The sequence below is a fragment of the Ilumatobacter sp. genome, from assembly GCF_030065885.1.
Classification (GTDB): domain Bacteria; phylum Actinomycetota; class Acidimicrobiia; order Acidimicrobiales; family Ilumatobacteraceae; genus Ilumatobacter.
In genome coordinates this window covers 1-19,012 of sequence record NZ_JASJCS010000108.1, presented here as the reverse complement: position 1 = coordinate 19,012, position 19,012 = coordinate 1, and the positions used below count along the sequence as shown (strand labels likewise).

At 68.8% G+C, this 19,012-nt stretch carries 16 protein-coding genes and 1 pseudogene; 2 read left to right on the top strand and 15 right to left on the bottom strand.

Annotation, left to right across the window (positions count from 1 at the left end):
- Both QNJ12_RS18845 and QNJ12_RS18840 read right to left on the bottom strand, forming a co-directional pair.
- A partial coding sequence (locus QNJ12_RS18845; protein WP_300625000.1) for an acyl-CoA dehydrogenase family protein occupies positions 1-485 on the bottom strand: 485 nt, incomplete at its 3' end.
- 95 nt (positions 486-580) lie between these two features.
- Positions 581-751 (bottom strand): hypothetical protein, encoded by a 171-nt coding sequence (locus QNJ12_RS18840; protein WP_300624998.1) that lies wholly within the window; start codon positions 749-751, stop codon positions 581-583.
- 130 nt (positions 752-881) lie between these two features.
- Here QNJ12_RS18840 and QNJ12_RS18835 point away from each other — a divergent pair, with 130 nt between their 5' ends.
- Positions 882-1,346, top strand: coding sequence for an Lrp/AsnC family transcriptional regulator (locus tag QNJ12_RS18835; RefSeq protein ID WP_300624996.1), 465 nt, complete (start codon positions 882-884; stop codon positions 1,344-1,346).
- Positions 1,347-1,419: 73 nt separating this feature from the next.
- On the opposite strand, the gene QNJ12_RS18830 is transcribed toward QNJ12_RS18835, so the two are convergent.
- The 9 genes from QNJ12_RS18830 to QNJ12_RS18790 all read right to left on the bottom strand — a co-directional run bounded on the left by QNJ12_RS18830 (position 1,420) and on the right by QNJ12_RS18790 (position 12,065).
- Positions 1,420-2,748: an ABC transporter substrate-binding protein gene (locus QNJ12_RS18830; RefSeq protein ID WP_300624994.1), complete on the bottom strand. Its 1,329-nt coding sequence runs from the start codon at positions 2,746-2,748 to the stop codon at positions 1,420-1,422.
- Positions 2,745-3,530 carry an ABC transporter permease gene (locus QNJ12_RS18825; protein WP_300624992.1) on the bottom strand — a complete coding sequence of 262 codons (786 nt, stop codon included), beginning with the start codon at positions 3,528-3,530 and terminating at the stop codon, positions 2,745-2,747. The genes QNJ12_RS18830 and QNJ12_RS18825 overlap by 4 nt, the downstream gene beginning before the upstream one ends.
- On the bottom strand, positions 3,527-4,327 hold the full coding sequence (locus QNJ12_RS18820) for an ABC transporter ATP-binding protein (protein ID WP_300624990.1): 801 nt from the start codon (positions 4,325-4,327) through the stop codon (positions 3,527-3,529). Before QNJ12_RS18820 ends, QNJ12_RS18825 begins: the two co-directional genes overlap by 4 nt.
- Positions 4,324-5,196: an ABC transporter permease gene (locus QNJ12_RS18815; protein ID WP_300624988.1), complete on the bottom strand. Its 873-nt coding sequence runs from the start codon at positions 5,194-5,196 to the stop codon at positions 4,324-4,326. Before QNJ12_RS18815 ends, QNJ12_RS18820 begins: the two co-directional genes overlap by 4 nt.
- 189 nt (positions 5,197-5,385) lie before the next feature.
- Positions 5,386-6,405 carry a TIGR03842 family LLM class F420-dependent oxidoreductase gene (locus QNJ12_RS18810; protein WP_300624986.1) on the bottom strand — a complete coding sequence of 340 codons (1,020 nt, stop codon included), beginning with the start codon at positions 6,403-6,405 and terminating at the stop codon, positions 5,386-5,388.
- 101 nt (positions 6,406-6,506) lie between these two features.
- The gene (locus tag QNJ12_RS18805) at positions 6,507-7,991 is read right to left on the bottom strand and encodes a CoA-acylating methylmalonate-semialdehyde dehydrogenase (protein ID WP_300624984.1); all 1,485 of its coding nucleotides are present in this window, start codon (positions 7,989-7,991) and stop codon (positions 6,507-6,509) included.
- Positions 7,992-8,348: 357 nt separating this feature from the next.
- Positions 8,349-9,764 carry a dihydropyrimidinase gene (gene hydA, locus QNJ12_RS18800; protein WP_300624982.1) on the bottom strand — a complete coding sequence of 472 codons (1,416 nt, stop codon included), beginning with the start codon at positions 9,762-9,764 and terminating at the stop codon, positions 8,349-8,351.
- Between the two features lie 46 nt (positions 9,765-9,810).
- Complete coding sequence (locus QNJ12_RS18795) at positions 9,811-10,653, bottom strand: nitrilase-related carbon-nitrogen hydrolase (RefSeq protein ID WP_300624980.1); 843 nt, start codon at positions 10,651-10,653, stop codon at positions 9,811-9,813.
- A 110-nt stretch (positions 10,654-10,763) separates the two neighbouring features.
- Positions 10,764-12,065 (bottom strand): hypothetical protein, encoded by a 1,302-nt coding sequence (locus QNJ12_RS18790; RefSeq protein WP_300624978.1) that lies wholly within the window; start codon positions 12,063-12,065, stop codon positions 10,764-10,766.
- A 161-nt stretch (positions 12,066-12,226) separates the two neighbouring features.
- On the opposite strand from QNJ12_RS18790, the gene QNJ12_RS18785 reads away from it, so the two are divergent.
- Positions 12,227-14,875 (top strand): S8 family serine peptidase, encoded by a 2,649-nt coding sequence (locus QNJ12_RS18785; RefSeq protein ID WP_300624976.1) that lies wholly within the window; start codon positions 12,227-12,229, stop codon positions 14,873-14,875.
- Positions 14,876-15,018: 143 nt separating this feature from the next.
- Here QNJ12_RS18785 and QNJ12_RS18780 read toward each other — a convergent pair whose 3' ends face one another.
- The 4 genes and pseudogenes from QNJ12_RS18780 to QNJ12_RS18765 all read right to left on the bottom strand — a co-directional run.
- Positions 15,019-16,542, bottom strand: a complete 1,524-nt coding sequence (locus QNJ12_RS18780; protein WP_300624974.1) for an ABC transporter ATP-binding protein — start codon at positions 16,540-16,542, stop codon at positions 15,019-15,021.
- Between the two features lie 13 nt (positions 16,543-16,555).
- A complete protein-coding gene (locus tag QNJ12_RS18775) occupies positions 16,556-17,728 on the bottom strand; it encodes a BMP family protein (RefSeq protein WP_300624972.1) in 1,173 nt (390 codons plus the stop codon).
- Positions 17,729-17,774: 46 nt separating this feature from the next.
- A complete protein-coding gene (locus tag QNJ12_RS18770; RefSeq protein WP_300624970.1) occupies positions 17,775-18,707 on the bottom strand; it encodes an ABC transporter permease in 933 nt (310 codons plus the stop codon).
- Positions 18,704-19,012: pseudogene (locus tag QNJ12_RS18765) on the bottom strand (hypothetical protein); the annotation flags it as partial. The pseudogene QNJ12_RS18765 and the gene QNJ12_RS18770, both read right to left, overlap by 4 nt.

Sequence of the window (19,012 nt, the reverse complement as noted above, 5' to 3'; positions counted from 1 at the left end):
TCGGAGTGCAGCGCACGCGACGTCCAGATCTTCTGGCCGTCGATGCGCCACCCATCGCCCTCGCGTTCGGCGCGGGTGCGGATGTTGCTCGTCTCCGACCCGGCTCCCGGCTCGGTGACGCCGAACGCCTGGAGCCGGAGCCGACCGTCGGCGATCTGCGGCAGGAAGCGCTCCTTCTGCACACGCGAGCCGTGGCGCAGGAGCGTGCCCATCACGTACATCTGCGCGTGGCAGGCGCTCGGGTTGCCACCGCTGGCGGCGATCTCCTCGAGGATGACGGATGCCCCGGCGAGGCTGAGCCCACCACCCCCGTACTCCTCGGGGATCAAGGCCGCGAGCCACCCGTGCTCGGTCAGGTCGGTGACGAAGGCCTCCGGGTACCGGTCGGGTTCGAGCCCGCGCCAGTACTCGTTGCCGTACTTGTCACAGAGACGACGGACCTCGGTCCGGATGACCGCGAATTCGTCGGGCTCGTCGAACTGCATCCGGGCCATTGTGTCCGAGCGCGCCCGAGCCCCGGCAGTCGGCGGCGCGTCACCACCCGACGGGGGTGGTCAGACGTTCTGGTCGAGCGTTGTGGTCAGACGCGGGGCGTCATCGACGGCATCGATGCCCGCATGCGATCGCGGGCGCTGTCGAGCTCGAAGCGGGCCGACGACAGCTCGGCGATGTTGAACTGATCGCGGGCGACCTCACGGCGTCGCCACGCCGCGAGCAGCTGCGTGAAGGCGTGATCTTGCGTGCGGTTCATATCAATGACGCTACGGAATCGTCACCTGATCGTCAACTTCGAAACCCTGTTTCCGACGCCGCTTCGGTCATATTGGGCGATGATTCCCAGGTCTTCACTACTTCGAACTTTGGAAAGTAAGATCGATCCCGTGATCGAGTTGGATGCCATCAACCGGGACATCGTCGACCTGCTCCAGGATGACGGGCGCATGTCGTACCGCGAGCTCGGCGAGCGGGTCGGCCTGACGCCACCGGCCGTCACCGAGCGGATCCGCAAGCTCGAGGAGCAGGGCGTCATCGTCGGCTACCGGGCCCAGGTCGACTACGAGCGGCTCGGCTTCCCACTGCTCTGCGTGATCCGCCTCAACGCGCCGCGCGGGGCCGCGGGCGTCGACGAGGCGATCCGCAACATCCCCGAGGTCATCGAAGCCAACCGGGTCACCGGGTCGGAGTCGCACGTGATCCGGCTGCGGGCGCGCAGCACCGAGCACCTCGAGACGCTGCTCCACGAGCTCTGGGCGTTCGGCGACTCGGTGACCAACATCGTCACCAGCTCGCCGGTCGATCGGCGTCCGATGGACGTCGCCGACGCGCTCCCCCCGATCCGTCGCTGAGGGCGCGTCGCCACGCTCCGAGCGCCGCGCGCGACGGACGGCGCTCAGCCGGCCGCCCGTCGCGTGCGATCGCTCAGGCGCCGCCTTCGTTCAGCGTGACCTCGATCGGCGTGAACCCCTCGCCGAACGGATCGGTGAACGCCTCGTTCAGGTGCGTCCACGCCTCCTCGACGATCTCGTTCGTGAACGCACCGTCGGTCGGCGGCGCGGTCAGAACGGTCGTGCCCTCGAGGTTCGGGGTGTTCTGGCTCAGCTCGACCGTCTGGTCCCAGTCGGCCTGATCGATGAAGCCGATTCCGTTCGGCGACGGCCAGACCAGCTTGTTGACCTCGTTCATCTGCCACAGCTGGTGGCTGGCGCCGAGCGTCGGACCGTTCGCGAGGACGATCTGCTGGCACTCCTCGACGTTGTCGCGGCAGTACATCCAGCCTTCCATCGAGGCCGTGACGAACGACACGGCGAGGTCGCGATATTCGGGCTCGTCCGCGAGCCTGCCGGCATCGGCCCAGACCGCGTCCTGCAGCATGCCGACGCCCTCGTCGGTGTAGTTGATGACGTTGAAGTCCTCGGGCTGGTAGAGCTCACCGGTGTCGGGGTTCACGGCCTCGAGCACCTGCGCGTACTCGTTGTAGGTCATCGCCTCAGCAGCGTCGATCTCGCCTTCGAGCAACGCCACCATGTCGAAGTTCTGGGCGACCAACTCGACGTCGGTGGCCGGGTCGAGACCCGCCTGACCGAGCGCCGCGAACACCTCGTACTCGTTGCCGAAGCCCCAGTTGCCGATCTTCTTGCCGGCGAAGTCGGCCGGCGAGGTGATCCCCTGGTCGGCGAACGAGACCTGCAGGGTGCCGGACCGCTGGAAGATCTGGGCGATGTTGACGATGTTCGCCCCCTGCTCGCGACTCTGCAGCGCCTTCGACACCCACGAGATCGCGAAGTCGGCGTCGCCGTTGGCGAGCTGCACCTGCGGCACGATGTCGACGCCGCCCTCGAGGATGGTCAGCTCGAGGCAGTGATCCTCGTAGAAGCCCTGGTCGACACCGGCGTAGTAGCCGGCGAACTGGGCCTGGGTGAACCACTGCAACTGGAGGCTCACCGGGCGAAGCTCCTCGCACTCCATCATGCCCATGTCGTCCTCGGCCATGTCGTCCTCGGCCATGTCGTCGCCGTCGTCCTCGGCCATGTCGTCCTCGGCCATGTCGTCGCCGTCGTCCTCGGCCATGTCGTCGCCCTCGTCCTCGGCCATGTCGTCGCCGTCGTCGGCCGCGGCATCACCGTCGTCGGCGGCGGCCTCCGTCGTGTCGGCGCCGTCGCCGTCATCGTCGTCGTCGCCGCAGGCGGCTGCGACGAGCGACAGCGCCGCCAACGCTGCGACGGCCCGAATCGTCCTTCGTGTCTTCATGGTGTTGCTCCCCCTGGGGCTGCGCCCCGTCTGTGGATGGTGATGTTCTCCAGCGCGATCGAGACCAGGTAGAAGACCAGCCCGAGCAGGCACGCGCCGATCACGTACGCCCACGCTACTTCGGTCCTCGAGCTCGCGAAGTTCGAGGGGATGAAGTACCCGAGGCCGTTCTGCCGGCCACCGAAGTACTCGGACACGAACGCAGTGATGACGGCCGTCGGGGCTGCGATCTTCAGCGCCGTGAACAGGTAGGGCAGCGCATTGGGAATGCGGGTCTTGACGAGGATCTCGACGGGCGACGCAGCGTACGAGCGCATCAGCTCGAGGTGGGTGGCGTGCACTTGCCGGAGGCCCTTGGCGACGTTGGTCAGCACGATGAAGAAGACGATCAGCATCACCATCAAGCGCCGCGGCAGCTCGCTGGTGCTCGGATACATGTTCTGGAAGACCGCGACGAGCACCACGATGGGGATCGCGTTGAGCGCGACCGCCAGCGGCGACACGAGCTCGTTGAGCACATTGAAGCGCATCAGCAGGAAGCTCATGGCGATGCCCAGCAGCGTGCCCGCGATCAGTCCGACGAGGGCGTTGGTCCCGGACACGAAGGCTGCGCGGCGGACGAGGTCGGCGTTGTCGGCGAAGGCACTCCAGATCGCGCTCGGGGCCGGCAGGAAGAAGGGCTTCAGGTCGAAACCCTTCACCACCGCCTCCCACGCCAGGAGGAACACCAGGCCGAACACGGCCGGCGGCATGACGGTCGACGCGAGCCGTCGGGCGTTCATCGGTCGTCGACCCCGCCGCGCACGGCACCGTGTTCGATGCCGCGCAGCGCCTCACGCACCTCGGTGATCGAGGCGAAGAACCGCTCGTCCTCCCGCGTGTCCTCGTCACGGCCGGCGCCGAGCTCGACGTCGACGACCTGGGTGATGCGGCCGGGTCGTGGCGACATGACCACCACCCGGTCGGACAGGTAGACCGCCTCGGGGATCGAGTGCGTGACGAACACGACCGTGGTCGACGTCGCCGAGCAGATCTGCAGCAGCTCGGCCTGCATGTGCTCGCGGGTCATCTCGTCGAGCGCGCCGAACGGCTCGTCCATCAGCAGGATCTGCGGATGCGACGCGAGCGCCCGTGCGATCGCGACCCGCTGCTGCATACCGCCCGAGAGCTGCCAGGGCATGTGCTCGGCGAAGTCGGGCAGCTTGACGAGCTCGAGCATCTCGTGGGCCCGCTCACGGCGCCTCACCTTGTCCCAACCCTTCAGCTCGAGCGGCAGCTCGACGTTCTTGGAGACCGATCGCCACTCGAACAGGCCCGCCTGCTGGAACGCCATGCCGTAGTCCTGGTCGAGTCGGGCTCTCGATGCCGGCTTGCCGTTGACCTGCACCTCGCCGTTCGAGGGCTCGATCAGGTTGGCGATGAGCCGGAGCAGCGTCGACTTGCCGCACCCCGATGGCCCGATCAGCGAGACGAACTCGCCGGGCTCGACGGTGAGGTCGATGTCGACCAGGGCATCGACCTGGTTGACATGCCCCGCGTTGAAGACCTTCGACACGTTGCTGACCACGACGGCGCTCACGTGGGCTCCTCCCCAGGCCGCTTGCGCATCACCACGGCCTCGAGCGCCACGACACCACCGAACAGTGCCATGCCGAGCGCCGCCGCGCCGAAGACCGCCGCGTAGATCTTCTCGGGGTCGCCGGTCGAGGCCTGCAGGTACGAGATGACCGCGCGGCCGATGCCGCCGCGGATCCCGGTCGAGATCTCCGACACGATCACGCCGACCACCGACAGCGTCGCGGCCAGCTTCAGCGCCGGCACCATGTGCGGCACCGCCGCGGGGAAGCGCAGCTTGATCAGCGTCGTCCACCACGACGCGGCGTAGCTCTGCATCAGCTCGACCTCGGCGGCCGGCGGCGACTTGAGGCCGCGCAGCGTGCCGACCGCGACGGGGAAGAACGCCAGGAACGCGGCGAGCACGCACACCGACGCCCACCTCGGCCACTCCCAGCCGAAGAGGTCGAGGCGGCCGCTCCAGCTCACCACCTGCGGGGCCAGGGCGATCAGCGGCACGGTCTGCGACATGATCACCCACGGCAGGAGCCCACGCTCGACGACCCGGAACCGCGCCATCAGCACGGCGAGCGAGATGCCGACCACGGCACCGAGCACCAAGCCGACGAACGCCAGTCGCAGCGTGTACCACGCGTAGCCGGCGACGGTCAGCCAGATCGGGTCGGTCGATGCGCTGGTCTCGGGCTCGGTGAGCCGCGAGACGATGTCCCACGTGTGGGGCATCGCCCGATTCGACGCCTTCGGCACGATGTTCAGCCCGAGCAGCGACCCGCCGTCATCCGGACCGACGAGCTTGTAGAGCTCCCACGCCGACGCGACGAGGAACAGCGCGACGCAGAACAGGAACGTCCGCCGGACGCCGCGCTTGATCACGATTGGGCCGCCCCCGCCGGCGAGCTCCCAGGTGGCCGACGGCGACCGCCAGGGAGCACGGTCACGAGGAGGGAGCGGTCGAAGCGGAGCGGAGACCAGTCCCGACCATTGACAGGGCCGACGAGCCCGCCATCGATCACGGTCACGAGAAGGGAGCGGTCGAAGTGGAGCAGAGGCCAGTCCCGACCATCACGATTTCGCGAGGGCGTGCTCGGCGAGGGCGGGGATGACGTGCTCGCCGTACTCGAGCAGTGTGTGGTCCTTGCCGTCGTGCTGGAGGTAGATCGCGAACTGGTCGACGCCGAGGTCGCGCAACTCGTGCAACCGGCGGAGCTGCTCGTCGGGCGGACCGAGGATGCAGAACCGGTCGACGATCTCGTCGGGGACGAAGTCGGCGTGCACGTTGCCGGCCTGGCCGTGCAGGTTGTAGTCGTAGTCCTCGCGGCCCTTGATGTAGTCGGTCAGCGCCTGGGGAATGCCCTCGGCGTGCTCGCCGTACCGCATCACGATGTCGGCGACGTGGTTGCCGACCATGCCACCGAACCACCGGCACTGGTCGCGCATGTACGCCATGTCGTCGCCGACGTACGCGGGTGCGGCGACGACGATGGTGAGGTCGTCGGGGTCGCGGCCGGCCTCGGTGGCCGCCGCTCGCACGCTCGAGATCGTCCACTCCGCGATCTGCGGGTCGGCGAGCTGGAGCACGAAGCCGTCGCACGACTCACCGATCGTCTTGAGCGCCTTGGGCCCGTACCCGGCGCCGTACACCTCGAGCCGCGACTTCGACGCCCAGGGCAGCGTGATGGTCGAACCCTTGTACTCGACGGGACGGCCGTTGGCGAGCTCGCGGATGACGTGGATCGACTCCCGCATCGTCGCCAGCGTCGTCGGCTTCCCGTTGGTGACCCGCACCGCCGAGTCGCCGCGGCCCATCGAGCAGATCGTGCGGTTGCCGTACATCTCGTTGAGCGTCGCGTACGTGCTGGCGGTGACGGTCCAGTCGCGCGTCGCCGGGTTGGTGACCATCGGGCCGACCATCACGTTGCGGGTCTCGGCGAGGATCTGGCTGTAGATGACGTACGGCTCCTCCCACAGGATGTGCGAGTCGAACGTCCACACGTGGGAGAAGCCCAGCGACTCCGCCCGCTTGGCCAGCTCGACCACCCGCAACGCCGGCGGGGTCGTCTGCAACACGATGCCGATGTCCATGTCTCCCTCCCTTTCACGTTGTGTCAGACACGACGTGAACGTCAATCCTCTGTCCTACCTGACGCAAGCGTGTCACTTCGTGTCTGACACAACGTGAACGATCATCGCGTCTCGGGGAAGCCGAGGTCGATGCTGCTCGTCGCCGGGTCGGGCCAGCGCGAGGTGACGACCTTGCCCCTCGTGTAGAAGTTGATGCCCTCGGGCCCGTACATGTGGGTGTCGCCGAACAGGCTCGCCTTCCAGCCGCCGAAGCTGTAGTAGCTGACGGGCACCGGGATCGGCACGTTGATGCCGACCATGCCGACCTCGATGTCGAACTGGAACTCGCGGGCAGCACCGCCGTTGCGGGTGAAGATCGCCGTGCCGTTGGCCCACGGATTGGCGTTGATCATCTCGACGCCGTCCTCGTAGCCATGTACCCGCACGACCGAGAGCACCGGCCCGAAGATCTCGTCGTCGTAGCACGCCATGCCCGGCCGCACCCCGTCGATGAGGGTCGGATCGACGAAGAACCCGGCGTCGTCGGCCGGTCGTCGCCCGTCGACCACGACCGTTGCCCCCTCGCCGCTCGCGCCGTCGATGTAGCCGGCGACCTTGTCACGGTGCTCGCCGGTGATCAGCGGCCCCATCTCGCTGTCGGGCTCCATCCCCGGTCCGACCTTGACCTCGGGGATCCGCTCGGCGATCTTGCCGACCAGGTCGTCGGCGATCGAGTCGGCCGCGAGCACCACGCTGATCGCCATGCAGCGCTCGCCGGCCGAGCCGTAGGCGGCGCCGATCGCGGCGTCGGCGGCCATGTCGAGGTCGGCGTCGGCCAGCACGAGCATGTGGTTCTTGGCGCCGCCGAGCGCCTGCACCCGCTTGCCGTTCGAGGTGCCGGTCTCGTAGATGTACTTCGCGATCGGCGTCGAGCCGACGAAGCTCACGGCTTGTACGTCGTCGTGCTCGAGCAGGCGATCAACCGCGACCTTGTCGCCGTGGACGACGTTGTAGCAGCCCGACGGCAGCCCCGCCTGCGCCAGCAGCTCGGCGACGAACATGGTGACCGACGGGTCCTTCTCGCTCGGCTTGAGCACGAACGTGTTGCCGCACGCCAGCGCGTTGGCGAACATCCACATCGGCACCATCGCCGGGAAGTTGAACGGCGTGATGCCGGCGACGACGCCGAGCGGTTGACGGATCGAGTAGACGTCGACGCCGGTCGCCGCCTGCTCGGAGAAGCCCCCCTTGAGCAGGTGCGGCACGCCGCACGCGAACTCGATGTTCTCGAGGCCGCGGGCCACCTCGCCCATGGCGTCGGAGAGCACCTTGCCGTGCTCGGCGGTGAGCAGGGAGGCGATCTCCTTGCGGTTGGCGTCGACCAACTCACGCATCCGGAACATCACCTCGGCACGCCGCGACAGGCTGGTGGTGCGCCACTCGGGCAGCGCTGCCTTGGCCGCCGCTACCGCGGCGTCGACCTCGTCGACCGAGCCGAGCGCGACCTCGCCGGTCTGCTCGCCGGTCGCCGGGTCGTAGACCGGCCCGCGCCGCCCGGACGTCGACGCGACGACCTTCCCGTCGATCCAGTGCTCGATCTGCTTCATGGCCGCAGAGTACGCCGCGGCGAGATGATTGTCACCGGCGCAGCGACCGACGGCCGAACCGACGGAGCGATTTCGTCGCGGTCCTCCGTTGAGGCGATTCACCCGCCTTCTGGCAGAGGCACCGCCGAGCTCACAATCTCGTCAGCAACGAGGAGAGCGTCGCGTGCGTCCTCCGGAGAGGGAGGTCGGCCCTCGTGGACGACTGCGGATCGTCAAGTCCTGGCAGTGCGACTACTGCGTCCGATGATCGGAGCTTGATCGGCCACCTTGTGTCAGAGTGCCCTGGGCGACACACAGCCCTGGAGGCAGTCGCACCAAGAAGTAGACGGGATTCGATGGCAACGGTGCAGGACAGAGTCAGTGCAGGTACTGGCTCAGGCCGCGCTTGACGTACTTGCCCCAGCCGGCTTCGCCGCTGAAGGTGTCGTTCTCGACGATCACGCGACCACGGCTGATGACCGTGTCGACCTTGCCGTCGACCTCGAAGCCCTCGTAGGCCGAGTGGTCCATGTTCATGTGGTGCTTGTCGTCGATGCCGATCTTCGTCGTCCCGTTCGGATCCCAGATCAGGACGTCGGCGTCGAACCCGGGCGCGATCTGGCCCTTGGTGTCGAGACCGAACATCCGTGCCGGTGTCGTCGAGCACGTCTCCACCCACCGCTCGAGGCCGATCTCGCCGGTCACGACACCCTGGTAGATCAGCTCCATGCGGTGCTCGACACCGCCGATGCCGTTCGGGATCGCCGAGAAGTTGCCGAGCCCGAGCTCCTTCTGGTCCTTCATGCAGAACGGGCAGTGATCGGTCGACACGATGGCCAGCTCGTTCAACCGCAGGCCCTTCCAGAGATCGCTCTGGTGGTGGGCGTGCTTGGTGCGCAGCGGGGTCGAGCAGACCCACTTGGCGCCCTCGAAGCCGGGCTGCATCAGCTGGTCCTCGAGCGTCAGGTAGAGGTACTGCGGGCACGTCTCGCCGAACACGTTGAGGCCGGCGTGCTGTGCGGCGGCGACCTCCTCGAGCGCCTCCGACGCGCTCATGTGCACGATGTACAGCGGCACGTTGCCGGCGACCTTCGACAGCTCGATCGCCCGGTGCGTCGCCTCGGCTTCGAGCTCGGCCGGCCGGGTGAGCGAGTGGAACATCGGGTCGGTCTCGCCGCGGGCGAGGGCCTGGGCGACGAGCACGTCGATCGCGATGCCGTTCTCGGCGTGCATCATGATCATCGCCCCCGACTCGCCGGCGTTCTGCATGGCGCGGAGGATCTGGCCGTCGTCGGAGTAGAAGACGCCCGGATACGCCATGAAGAGCTTGAAGCTGGTGACGCCCTCGTTGTCGACGAGGTAGGTCATCGCCTTCAGCGAGTCCTCGTCGACGCCGCCGATGATCTGGTGGAACGCGTAGTCGATGGCGCAGTTGCCGGCGGCCTTCTCGTGCCATCCGGCGAGGCCGTCCTGTACCGCTTCACCGGTGCGCTGGACGGCGAAGTCGACGATCGTCGTGACGCCGCCCCATGCCGCTGCGGTGGTGCCGGACTCGAAGCTGTCCGACGCGAACGTGCCGCCGAACGGCAGCTCCATGTGGGTGTGGGCGTCGATGCCGCCCGGCACGACGTACTTGCCGGTCGCGTCGATCGTGCGGTCGGCGACGATGCCCATGCCGGCAGACTGCCCGGGGGCGAGGATCGCAGCGATCGACTCACCGTCGATCAGGACGTCGCCGGTGCTCCGTCCGGTGGCCGAGACGATCGTGCCGTTCTGGATCAAGGTCGTGCTCATGACTTCTCCTTCCTGTGTCAGTTGGTGTCTGACACCAACTGAAACGTCAGCGGGCGAGCAGCTCGTCGTAGGCGTCGGGGCGACGGTCGCGGTAGAACTGCCAGCCGTCGCGGACCTCGCGGATCTGGTCGAGGTCGAGGTCGCGGACGATCAGCTCGGGCTTGTACGGATCGCCGGTCTCGCCGACGAACTGGCCGCGCGGGTCGACGAAGTAGCTCTGCCCGTAGAAGTCGTTCTCACCGAGCGGCTCGATGCCGACCCGGTTGATCGCCCCGACGTAGTACATGTTGGCGACCGCGGCGGCCGGCTGCTCGAGCCGCCACAGGTACTCGCTCAGCCCGCGGTGGGTGGCCGACGGGTTGAACACGATCTCCGCGCCGTTGAGGCCGAGGATCCGCCAGCCCTCGGGGAAGTGGCGGTCGTAGCAGATGTAGACGCCGACCTTGCCGACCGCGGTGTCGAACACCGGGTACCCCTCGGTGCCGTTGCGGAAGTAGAACTTCTCCCAGAACCCCTTCACCTGCGGGATGTGCTGCTTGCGGTACTTGCCGAGGTACGTGCCGTCGGCGTCGATCACCGCTGCGGTGTTGTAGTACAGGCCGGCCTGCACGATCTCGTACATCGGCAGCACCATCACCATGCCGAGCTCCTTGGCGACCGATTGGAAGCGCTGGGTGGTCGGGCCGTCGGGGATCTCCTCGGTGTAGCCGTAGTACTCGGTGTCCTGCACCTGGCAGAAGTAGGGGCCGTAGAACAGCTCCTGGAAGCACATGACCTGCGCACCCTGGGCGGCGGCCTCGCGGGCTGCCTCCTCGTGCTTGTCGATCATCGACTCCTTGTCGCCGGTCCAGTCGGTCTGCAGCAGCGCGGCCTTCACGATGTTCGCCATGCTTCGGACAGTACCGAGGCGTTGACACCGCGTAAAGAGTCGGGCGTCCCCGGTCGCTGCCGAACGCGGCGACCGAGGACGCCAGGGGCGGCGATCAGGGCGTGGCGTCGTCAGGGGCCGAGCACGATGTCGTCGGTGACGGGCTCGACGACCGATTGGCAGCTCGGCGGATCGAAGCCGAGCGTCCACGACGAGACGGTGGTCGACTCGGTGTTCTGGTCGGTCTCGAGCGTGACCCAGCTGACGATCTGGTACTGCGGCAGCAGCGGGAGCGCAGGGTTCACGTGCGGCACGAACACCGGCAACCCGGTGGCTCCCTCGCAGATCGCCACGTCGACCTCGATCGTCTCGCCGGCTGCGATCTGGTCGGGGATCAGCCCCACCGTCAGATCCGGCGCGTCGATGCCGGTGATCTCGAGCGGCAAGCCGCCGACGTTCGTGAACTCGACCGTCGCCCGGTAGTCGACCATCGGCAGATCGTGGTACTCCGCGATCAGATGACCGGGCTTCTCGACCTGGCCGTCGACGGTGATCAACGTGCTGCCGCCGTCGGACTCGACCTCGAGCACCCGCTGGAACAGCGTCGGGCCCTCTCCTTCTGGTGCGACCTCGAGGTCGACCCACACGTCGGCGAACCCGCCGGCGCCGATCTCGCCGCTCGGCTGGTCGCTGGTGAACCCGTCACCGTCGTTGACGATCTCGTAGTGGAGCGTCGCGTCCCCGACGTTCTGCAACGTGACGGTGAGCGCCTCGACCCCGGGGTCGAGCACGTGCGAGGCCTGCGCAGCCAGCACCGGCGCCGGGGCAGGCGGCTCGGGTGGCGCCGGCTCGGTGGTCTCGGGCCCGACCGGCTCGGGGGCGACCGGCGGCACGGCGACGCCGGGTTGATCGTCGTCGCCGCCGTCGACGTCGTCCGGCAACGGCAGGGGCGGAAGCGGTGAGACGGGTGCCGGCTCCCCGGCGGGCGCGGGCACGACGGGCACGACGGGCACCTCGGCCTCGGACGCGGCGACCGCGGCCGGCTGGGCGGGAACGGCCGCCTCGGGCTCCGCGACGACCTCGGTGACGGTCGGCGCCGCCGCCGGCCCGTCGGCCGATCCACGCCGGACGAGCGTGAACACGATCGCCACGACCAGCAGCAGCGTCGCTGCTGCAGCGAGCACCACGAGCGGCGTCGACGAGCGGCGCGACACCGGTGCGTCGAGCGAGAACAGCATCGTCGGGTCGCCAGGGGCCATCGCGGGGTCCTCAGTGTCGATCAGGGTGTGGAGGTACTCGGGTGCGTCGGTCGTGCCGACCGGTTGCGTGTCGACCGGGCGCGTGTCGACGAGCTGACCGTCGACGACGTCGCCGGCCGGCGGTGTCGTCGGTGTCGTCGGTGTTGCGCTGCTCGGAGTTGCTGACGTGTCCATGGCGGGTTCCTTTCGCTCTCGTTGGCGGTCCAGAGCCACGGGCGTCGGTCGTCTCGCGGTTTTCGCGAAGAAGCCGGGACGAGGGCACGAGCTCGAAGAAAAGCGCGAGGTGGTGCTCGCCCCGCGCTCTGGACCCGCAACCAGACCGAAAGGAAACCGCCATGCGCAATCGCATCATCGTCAGCTGGACCCTGGTGGCCGCACTGCTCGCCACCGTCCTCGTCGTCACATCGCTCGGCCGGAGCGGGGAGGACACCACCCAGGCGGCCGACGCCGCACCGGCGAACACCCCACCCACCGACACCGGCCCCGACACGACGACCGACCCGGTGGTCGTCGACGTGGTCGACGAGCCGAGCGTCGAGCCCGACATCCCCGCGCCGCCGGTGCCGCCGCAGCCCGATCAGGTGTCGTTCGCTGTCGACGGATCGCTGCAGCCCGAGGTGCCGGAGATCGCGCCGGTCAACGCCGGTGACGCGCCACGCCAGACCGCGCGTCTACGGTCGACGGGCGGCGTCGAGAGCGACATCGTGCTCGGCGAGCTGACCGTGTCGGTCCGGTCCGATGACGCGCTGCAGGCCTTCCTCGACCGCTGGAACGGCACGGTCGTCGACACGATCGAGCCCGACGAGGGCGACGAGTACACCGACCACCTGGTCGCCGTCGACCCCTCGACCGCGCCGGTCGAGCAGCTGGCCGGCGATCTGCTGGCCGTCGAGCCGCACCACGACGGCGAGTTCGCCGTGAGCGACGAGCTAGCACTCTCGCTGATGTCGATCGCCGCCCACGAGACCGCCTACCACGGCACCGAGGTCGCCCTCAACTGGATGACCACGAGCACGGGCGTCGTCGACGGCACCAGCGCCGAAGACCCCGGCCGCGAGGGCAACGACGACCCGACCCGCCGGTCCGACGCCTTCCAGTGGAACTGGATCTCGTCGACCGCACCGCAGGCGAGCGGCATCGACGCCGCCTGGCAGCTCATGCACCAGAACGTCGGCACCCGCGTGAAGATGATGATCGTCGACGGCGGCTTCGTCTACAACGAGGACCTTCCCGCCCAGGCCAAGATCCGTGGCGGCCAGTGGGGCGTCGAGAACCCGAAGCAGTGCTCGGGCGGCACGGACTGCCCCTGGCACGGGACCGACGTCGCGATGGCGGCGATGGCCCGCCTGAACAACGGCTTCGGCACGGCGGGCCCGGCCTCGTACGTCGCCGACCTGATCGCCGTCGTGCCGGGTGGCGACAACACGTACGAGCGCTACAAGAGCATCCGCAACGTGGTCAAGGAGGAGCGCCCGCACATCGTCAACATGAGCTTCGGCAGCAACATCACGTCGCTGCAGGGCTCGGCCGAGCGGATCTACGGACGCTGGTTCCGCAAGGTGCGCGACGAGTACGGCGCACTGCCCTTCTCGTCGGCCGGCAACGACGGTATCGACGTCGACTCGAACGACGCGCTGACCACGCCGTGCGAGCTGGAGGGCGTCGTGTGCGTGGGCGGTGTCGACGGCGACGCGAAGCGTCACGGCAACTCGAACTACGGCACCAAGACCGGCGGTGGTTCGGTCGAGATCTACGGGCCGCACTGCGTCTACGCGCTGGCCAACCACGACGTGCCCGGCGACTCGACGACCAAGACCACCTGCGGCACGTCGGTCGCCAGCCCGGTCGTCGCCGGCGTCGCCGCGCTCGTCATCGCAGCCAACCCGACGCTCGGCCCGAAGCAGGTCTGGCAGATCATCAAGGACACGGCCCACACCGACAACCTCGGCTCGGAGGTCACCGGCCACCACCGCCGGATCGACGCCTACCGCGCCGTGGCGACGGCGCTCGGCCACACCTACACCCTGCCGACGCTGACCATCGAGGCGCCCACGCCCGATGACGAGATCGGCGCGGACGACTGGGTCGACCTGGTGGCGACCGCCGAGAACTTCGCCGGCATGCCGCTGCCGATCCAGTGGAGCCGGATCGGGGGCGAGCTCGTCAACAGCGTGCCGACCACCGACCCGGTCTCCCTCGGCGAGCTCGAGCCCGGACGGCACACGTTCATCGCCCGGGCGACCGACGTGATGGGCCACACGACGACCCGCACGCTGGAGATCGAGGTGGCCAACACGCCGCCCCGGGTGAGCATCTCGAGCCCGGCCGCGAACACGTACCGCTACACCGTCGAGGAGGTCCTGCTCGACGGGTCGACGTCGGACGCCGACGACGACTGGGCGTCGCTCACCGACGCCGACGTGTCGTGGACCGTGCGCCGCGAGGGCAACGGCGAGGTGGTGTTCCAGACCACCGGCCACCAGTCGGTGATCCCGGCGAACACGCTGTCGGTCGGCGACTACGAGGTCGTGTTCCGCGGCATCGACCCCGGCGGGGTGGCGATCTCGGACACGGCGCTGTTGACGATGCTCATGGTGCCGCCCGGCGAGTCGCTACCGAAGCCGACGATCATCTCGCCGACCACGAACGAGGTGTACGAGATCGGGTCCGGTGCCGCCGTCGCCTCGGTGCACCTGCAGGCCAGCGCGACCGACGCCGAGGACGGCGCGATCGCGGGGACCCGCATGCGCTGGGTCGCCGAGCAGGGCGAGACCCGGATCGTGCTCTGCGAGGGCAGCGAGCTCAACGAGGGCGGTGGCGGAATCGCCGTCGTGCAGGACTGCTCGGACGTCATGGTGCAGCTGCCGTCGCCACCCGAAGCGCCCACCAACCCCAAGTGGACGCTGACGGTCGAGGTGGTCGACTCGGCGGGGCTGCCCGGCCGCCTGAGCAGGACGGTCAGCGTGCACGCCAACCCGGCCTGACCGACGACGTGAACCGATCGGCCGGGGCCGCAGCGCCCCGGCCGATCCGCGTCTGGCGCCACGTTCGTCGGCGTGCATCGACGACGCACCGGTAGGTCCCCGACGCCGACGTCGCGAGTTGTGTCTGACACGACCCGCGACGGTCAGGTGGTGACGCCGGACATCAGCAGGCCGACCTCGTTGACCGTCGCGTCGGCCCGGTCGACCTCGCCCATCACGCGACCCTCGAGCAGCACGATGATGCGGTCGGACAGCTGCATGACCTCGTCGAGGTCCTCGGAGATGAGCAGGATCGCAGCGCCGCCGGCGCGCTGTTCCAGGAGCCGCTCGTGGATGTACTCGGCGGCCCCGATGTCGACGCCCCGGGTGGGTTGGGCGACGACGAGGACATCGGCGTCGGCGCTGAACTCGCGTGCGATGACGACCTTCTGGATGTTGCCGCCCGACAGGTGGCGGGTCGGCGTGTCGATCGACGGCGTCTTCACGTTGTACCCGCTGACCAGGTCGGTGCAGCGCGCGCTGATCGCTGCGCGGTTGAGCAGCCCCCGCCGCGTGTACGGCTCGTACTGGTACTCCACGAGCATCAGGTTCTCGGCGACCGTGAACTCGCCGACCGTGCCGTCTCGCATCCGCTCTTCGGGCACGTAGGCGAGCCCCAGCTCACGCACCGACTTCGGCGAGGGTTCCCCGACCTCGGCGCCGCCGACCGAGATCGTGCCCGCCGCGACGGGTCGCAGACCGAAGATCGCCTCGGCCAGCTCGCGCTGGCCGTTGCCCGACACCCCGGCCACGCCGACGATCTCGCCCGACCGCACCTCGAGGGTGACGTCGTCGACCGCGCTGGTGCCCCGGTCACCCGTGACCGTCAGGCCGTCGATGCGGAGCTGGGCCTCGCCGGGCTCCTGCACCGCAACAGAGCGGGTGAACTCGACGGGTCGCCCGACCATCATCTGTGCGAGCGACTCGCGGGTCGCCTCGCTCGGCCGGGTGCGGCCCGAGACCCGGCCGTCTCTCAGCACCGTGATCTCGTCGGACAGGTCCATCACCTCGTGGAGCTTGTGCGAGATGAAGATCAGCCCGCGGCCGTCGGCGGTGAGCTGCCGGAGCGTCGTGAAGAGCTCGTCGACCTCGGGCGGTGTCAGCACCGCGGTCGGCTCGTCGAGCACCAGGAGGCGCGCGTCGCGGTAGAGCGCTTTCAGGATCTCGGCGCGCTGACGCTCGCCGACCGCGAGCTGCCAGATGTACGCGTCGGGATCGACGCTGAGCCCGTACTGCTCGGACACCTCGAGCAGCCGGCGCCGGACGGGTCGCATGTCGGCGAGTCCGCGTCGGCCACCGAGGCCGAGCGCGACGTTCTCGGCCACGGTGAGCGTCGGCACGAGCATGAAGTGCTGGTGGATCATGCCGATGCCACGGTTGATCGCATCGGTCGGTGAATGGATCGCGATCTGCTCACCGTCGAGGTGGATCGAACCCTCGTCGGGTTGATACAGCCCGTAGAGCACCTTCATCAGGGTGCTCTTGCCCGCCCCGTTCTCACCGAGCAGCGTGTGCACCCGACCCGGCAGGACCGACAGGTCGACGCGGTCGTTGGCGAGGACGCCCGGGAAGCGCTTCGTGATCGAGCGCATCTCGAGCATCGGCACCGCCGGGTCGGGTGTGTTCATGTCGTGGCGTCGCTCACTCGATGCCGGTCGAGAGGTCGCCGGATGCGATCGCAGTGACGGTGTCCTCGGCGGCCGACTGGATGTCCGGATCGAGGCCGTACCCGGCGTTGAACTCCATCTCGAGCCCACCGTTGGCGAGGGTTGCGATGAACACCTCGCCGCCGAGCGTGCCGGCCTGGATGTTGTCGATGATCTCGTCGAACAGCACCTCCCAGTGGTACACCTGCGAGGCCACGACGATCCCCGGGCCGAGATCGGTCTGGTTCGACTGCGTGCCGAACCACGGGATGCCCGCCTCGCCGGCGACGCCGGTGGCACCGACCACCATCTGCGCGGTGCCGGTCAGCACGTCGGCCCCGTTGGAGACGTGTGCGTTCGCCGCCTCGGACGCGAGCGCGACATCGCTGAACGACTCGATGTAGTTGACGTTGACGGTCGCGTCGGGGTTCTGCGCGGCGACGCCCGCCACGAACCCGTCGACGTAGAGCTTCGCGTCGCCGACCTCGATCGGGCCGACCACGCCGAGCGTGTTCGACTCGGTGAGCTGTGCGGCGATCGTGCCGTTCACGTAGCCACCCTCGTCGGCGCGGACGGTGTAGGCATACACGTTCGGGATGCCGAAGGTGTCGGCCGCCGTCCCCCAGGCGAACGAGACGTCGGGGAAGTCGGGGGCGATCTCCTGCAACGGCGCGCCGTACTGCGAGCCGTGTGCGATCACGAGGTCGAACCCGTCCTCCGCATACCCGCGCAAGGCGGCGGCGGCGTCCTCGACGATGAAGGTGCCATCGGTGATCGAGGTCTCGATCGGGCGGGACTCGGCCACCCGTTCGATGCTGTCGACGATGCTCTGGGTGAACGCGAGGTCGTTGCTGGCACTCGGCGCCACGATCGCCACCCGGAACCCGGCGTCGGCTGCGGCGTCGTCGGTCGCGGCGTCGTCGGTCGCGCCGTCGTCGGTCGCGGCGTCGTCGGTCGCGGCGTCGTCGGTCGCGGCGTCGTCGGTTGCGCCGTCGTCGGTCGCGCCGTCGTCGGTCGCGCCGTCGTCGGCGCTCTCCTCCGCGGCCTCGGCCGGCGCGTCGTCGGCGTCGTCATCGTCGTCACCGCAGCTCGCCGCGATCAACGCGACGGTGGCCAGCAGCGCGGCGCCGAGCCGGAGACTCCCCCGGGATCGTGTCTGGTTGCTCATGGTGTTGCTCCCTTGGTCGTCGGGTTCTGGATGCTGAAGCTGTCGATCAGGCGGTTCGGTCGAACGGTCGGGTGAGGGCGGCGGGTGCGTCGATCCGGCGGCTGACGAGCACCAGCACGACGATCGTGAGCACCGCCGGCGCCATCGCCGTGAGGCTGGAGGCGGCACCGCTCACGATGCCGAGCGTCTTCCATTGGAGCACGGTTGCCGACACGATGCCGAACAGCAGGGCGCCGCCCATCACGCCGCCCGGCCGCCACGTACCGAAGTACACGAGCGCGATCGCGATGAAGCCCTGCCCCGCCGTGAGGTTCTGCTGGAAGATCCCGACCTCGAGCGCCAACGCACCGCCCGCCAGCCCGGCCAGGATGTTGCCGAGCAGGATCGTGAGCGTGCGCGTGCCGTTGACGCTGACGCCGAGCGTGTCCGCCGCCTCGGGCGTCTCGCCGACCGCTCGGATGTTGAGCCCGAACGTCGTGCGGTTGATGAGGAACCAGACGGCGGGAACCAGCAGGAAGGCCACGTACGTCAGCAGGCTGTGCCGGAAGAAGATCTCGCCGAGGTGCGGGATGTCGGACAGCAGCGGGATGTCGATCGGCTGCAACCCCCCGATCGGCACCGGCGTCCCGACCTGCTTCTGGAAGAGGAGGTCGGTGAACCCGAGCCCGAAGAGGAAGATGCCGATGCCGCTGATGCCCTGCACCGCGTGCAGCACCACCGTGATGAGCGCGTAGGCGAGGCCCATGACGGCTCCGGCGGCGATCGCGACGAAGAGCCCCAGCACGGCGCTGCCCGATTCGAGCGCGGTGTAGTAGGCGGCGAACGCCCCGATCAGCATCACGCCCTCGACGCCGAGGTTGAGCACGCCGCTGCGCTGGCCGATCGTCTCGCCGAGCGCGGCGAGGAGGAACGGCGTCGCCAGCCGGATGCCGGACGCCAGGGTGGCGACGAGGACCGAGACGGTGAAGAAGTCGCTCATCGGGCGGCCTCCGCCCGGCCGACCCGATCGGCCCAGGCCTGCAGCTTGGTGCGCAGCTTGAGGCTGCCGACGACGAACACGACCACGACACCGTTGAGGGCGACGATCAGGGCGGCCGGCACCTGGAGCTCGCGCTGCAGCGAGATGCCGCCGGTGAGCATGCCGCCGAAGAAGAACGAGGCGGGAATCGTGTAGAGCGGGTGGAGGGCGCCGAACAGGGCGGCGACGATGCCGTTGAAGCCGGCGTTCTGGGTGAACGCCGCAGCACCACCCTCGCCGATCAGGCGGTGCGACTCGCTGCCGAA

Bases quoted from the DNA above. Each gene is read 5' to 3' on its own strand.
- QNJ12_RS18770 (WP_300624970.1), bottom strand. From the start codon at position 18,707: ATGAGCGACTTCTTCACCGTCTCGGTCCTCGTCGCCACCCTGGCGTCC.
- QNJ12_RS18830 (WP_300624994.1), bottom strand. From the start codon at position 2,748: ATGAAGACACGAAGGACGATTCGGGCCGTCGCAGCGTTGGCGGCGCTG.
- QNJ12_RS18840 (WP_300624998.1), bottom strand. From the start codon at position 751: ATGAACCGCACGCAAGATCACGCCTTCACGCAGCTGCTCGCGGCGTGG.
- QNJ12_RS18790 (WP_300624978.1), bottom strand. From the start codon at position 12,065: ATGGACACGTCAGCAACTCCGAGCAGCGCAACACCGACGACACCGACG.
- hydA (WP_300624982.1), bottom strand. From the start codon at position 9,764: ATGAGCACGACCTTGATCCAGAACGGCACGATCGTCTCGGCCACCGGA.
- QNJ12_RS18810 (WP_300624986.1), bottom strand. From the start codon at position 6,405: ATGGACATCGGCATCGTGTTGCAGACGACCCCGCCGGCGTTGCGGGTG.
- QNJ12_RS18795 (WP_300624980.1), bottom strand. From the start codon at position 10,653: ATGGCGAACATCGTGAAGGCCGCGCTGCTGCAGACCGACTGGACCGGC.
- QNJ12_RS18785 (WP_300624976.1), top strand. From the start codon at position 12,227: ATGCGCAATCGCATCATCGTCAGCTGGACCCTGGTGGCCGCACTGCTC.
- QNJ12_RS18825 (WP_300624992.1), bottom strand. From the start codon at position 3,530: ATGAACGCCCGACGGCTCGCGTCGACCGTCATGCCGCCGGCCGTGTTC.
- QNJ12_RS18805 (WP_300624984.1), bottom strand. From the start codon at position 7,991: ATGAAGCAGATCGAGCACTGGATCGACGGGAAGGTCGTCGCGTCGACG.
- QNJ12_RS18780 (WP_300624974.1), bottom strand. From the start codon at position 16,542: ATGAACACACCCGACCCGGCGGTGCCGATGCTCGAGATGCGCTCGATC.
- QNJ12_RS18775 (WP_300624972.1), bottom strand. From the start codon at position 17,728: ATGAGCAACCAGACACGATCCCGGGGGAGTCTCCGGCTCGGCGCCGCG.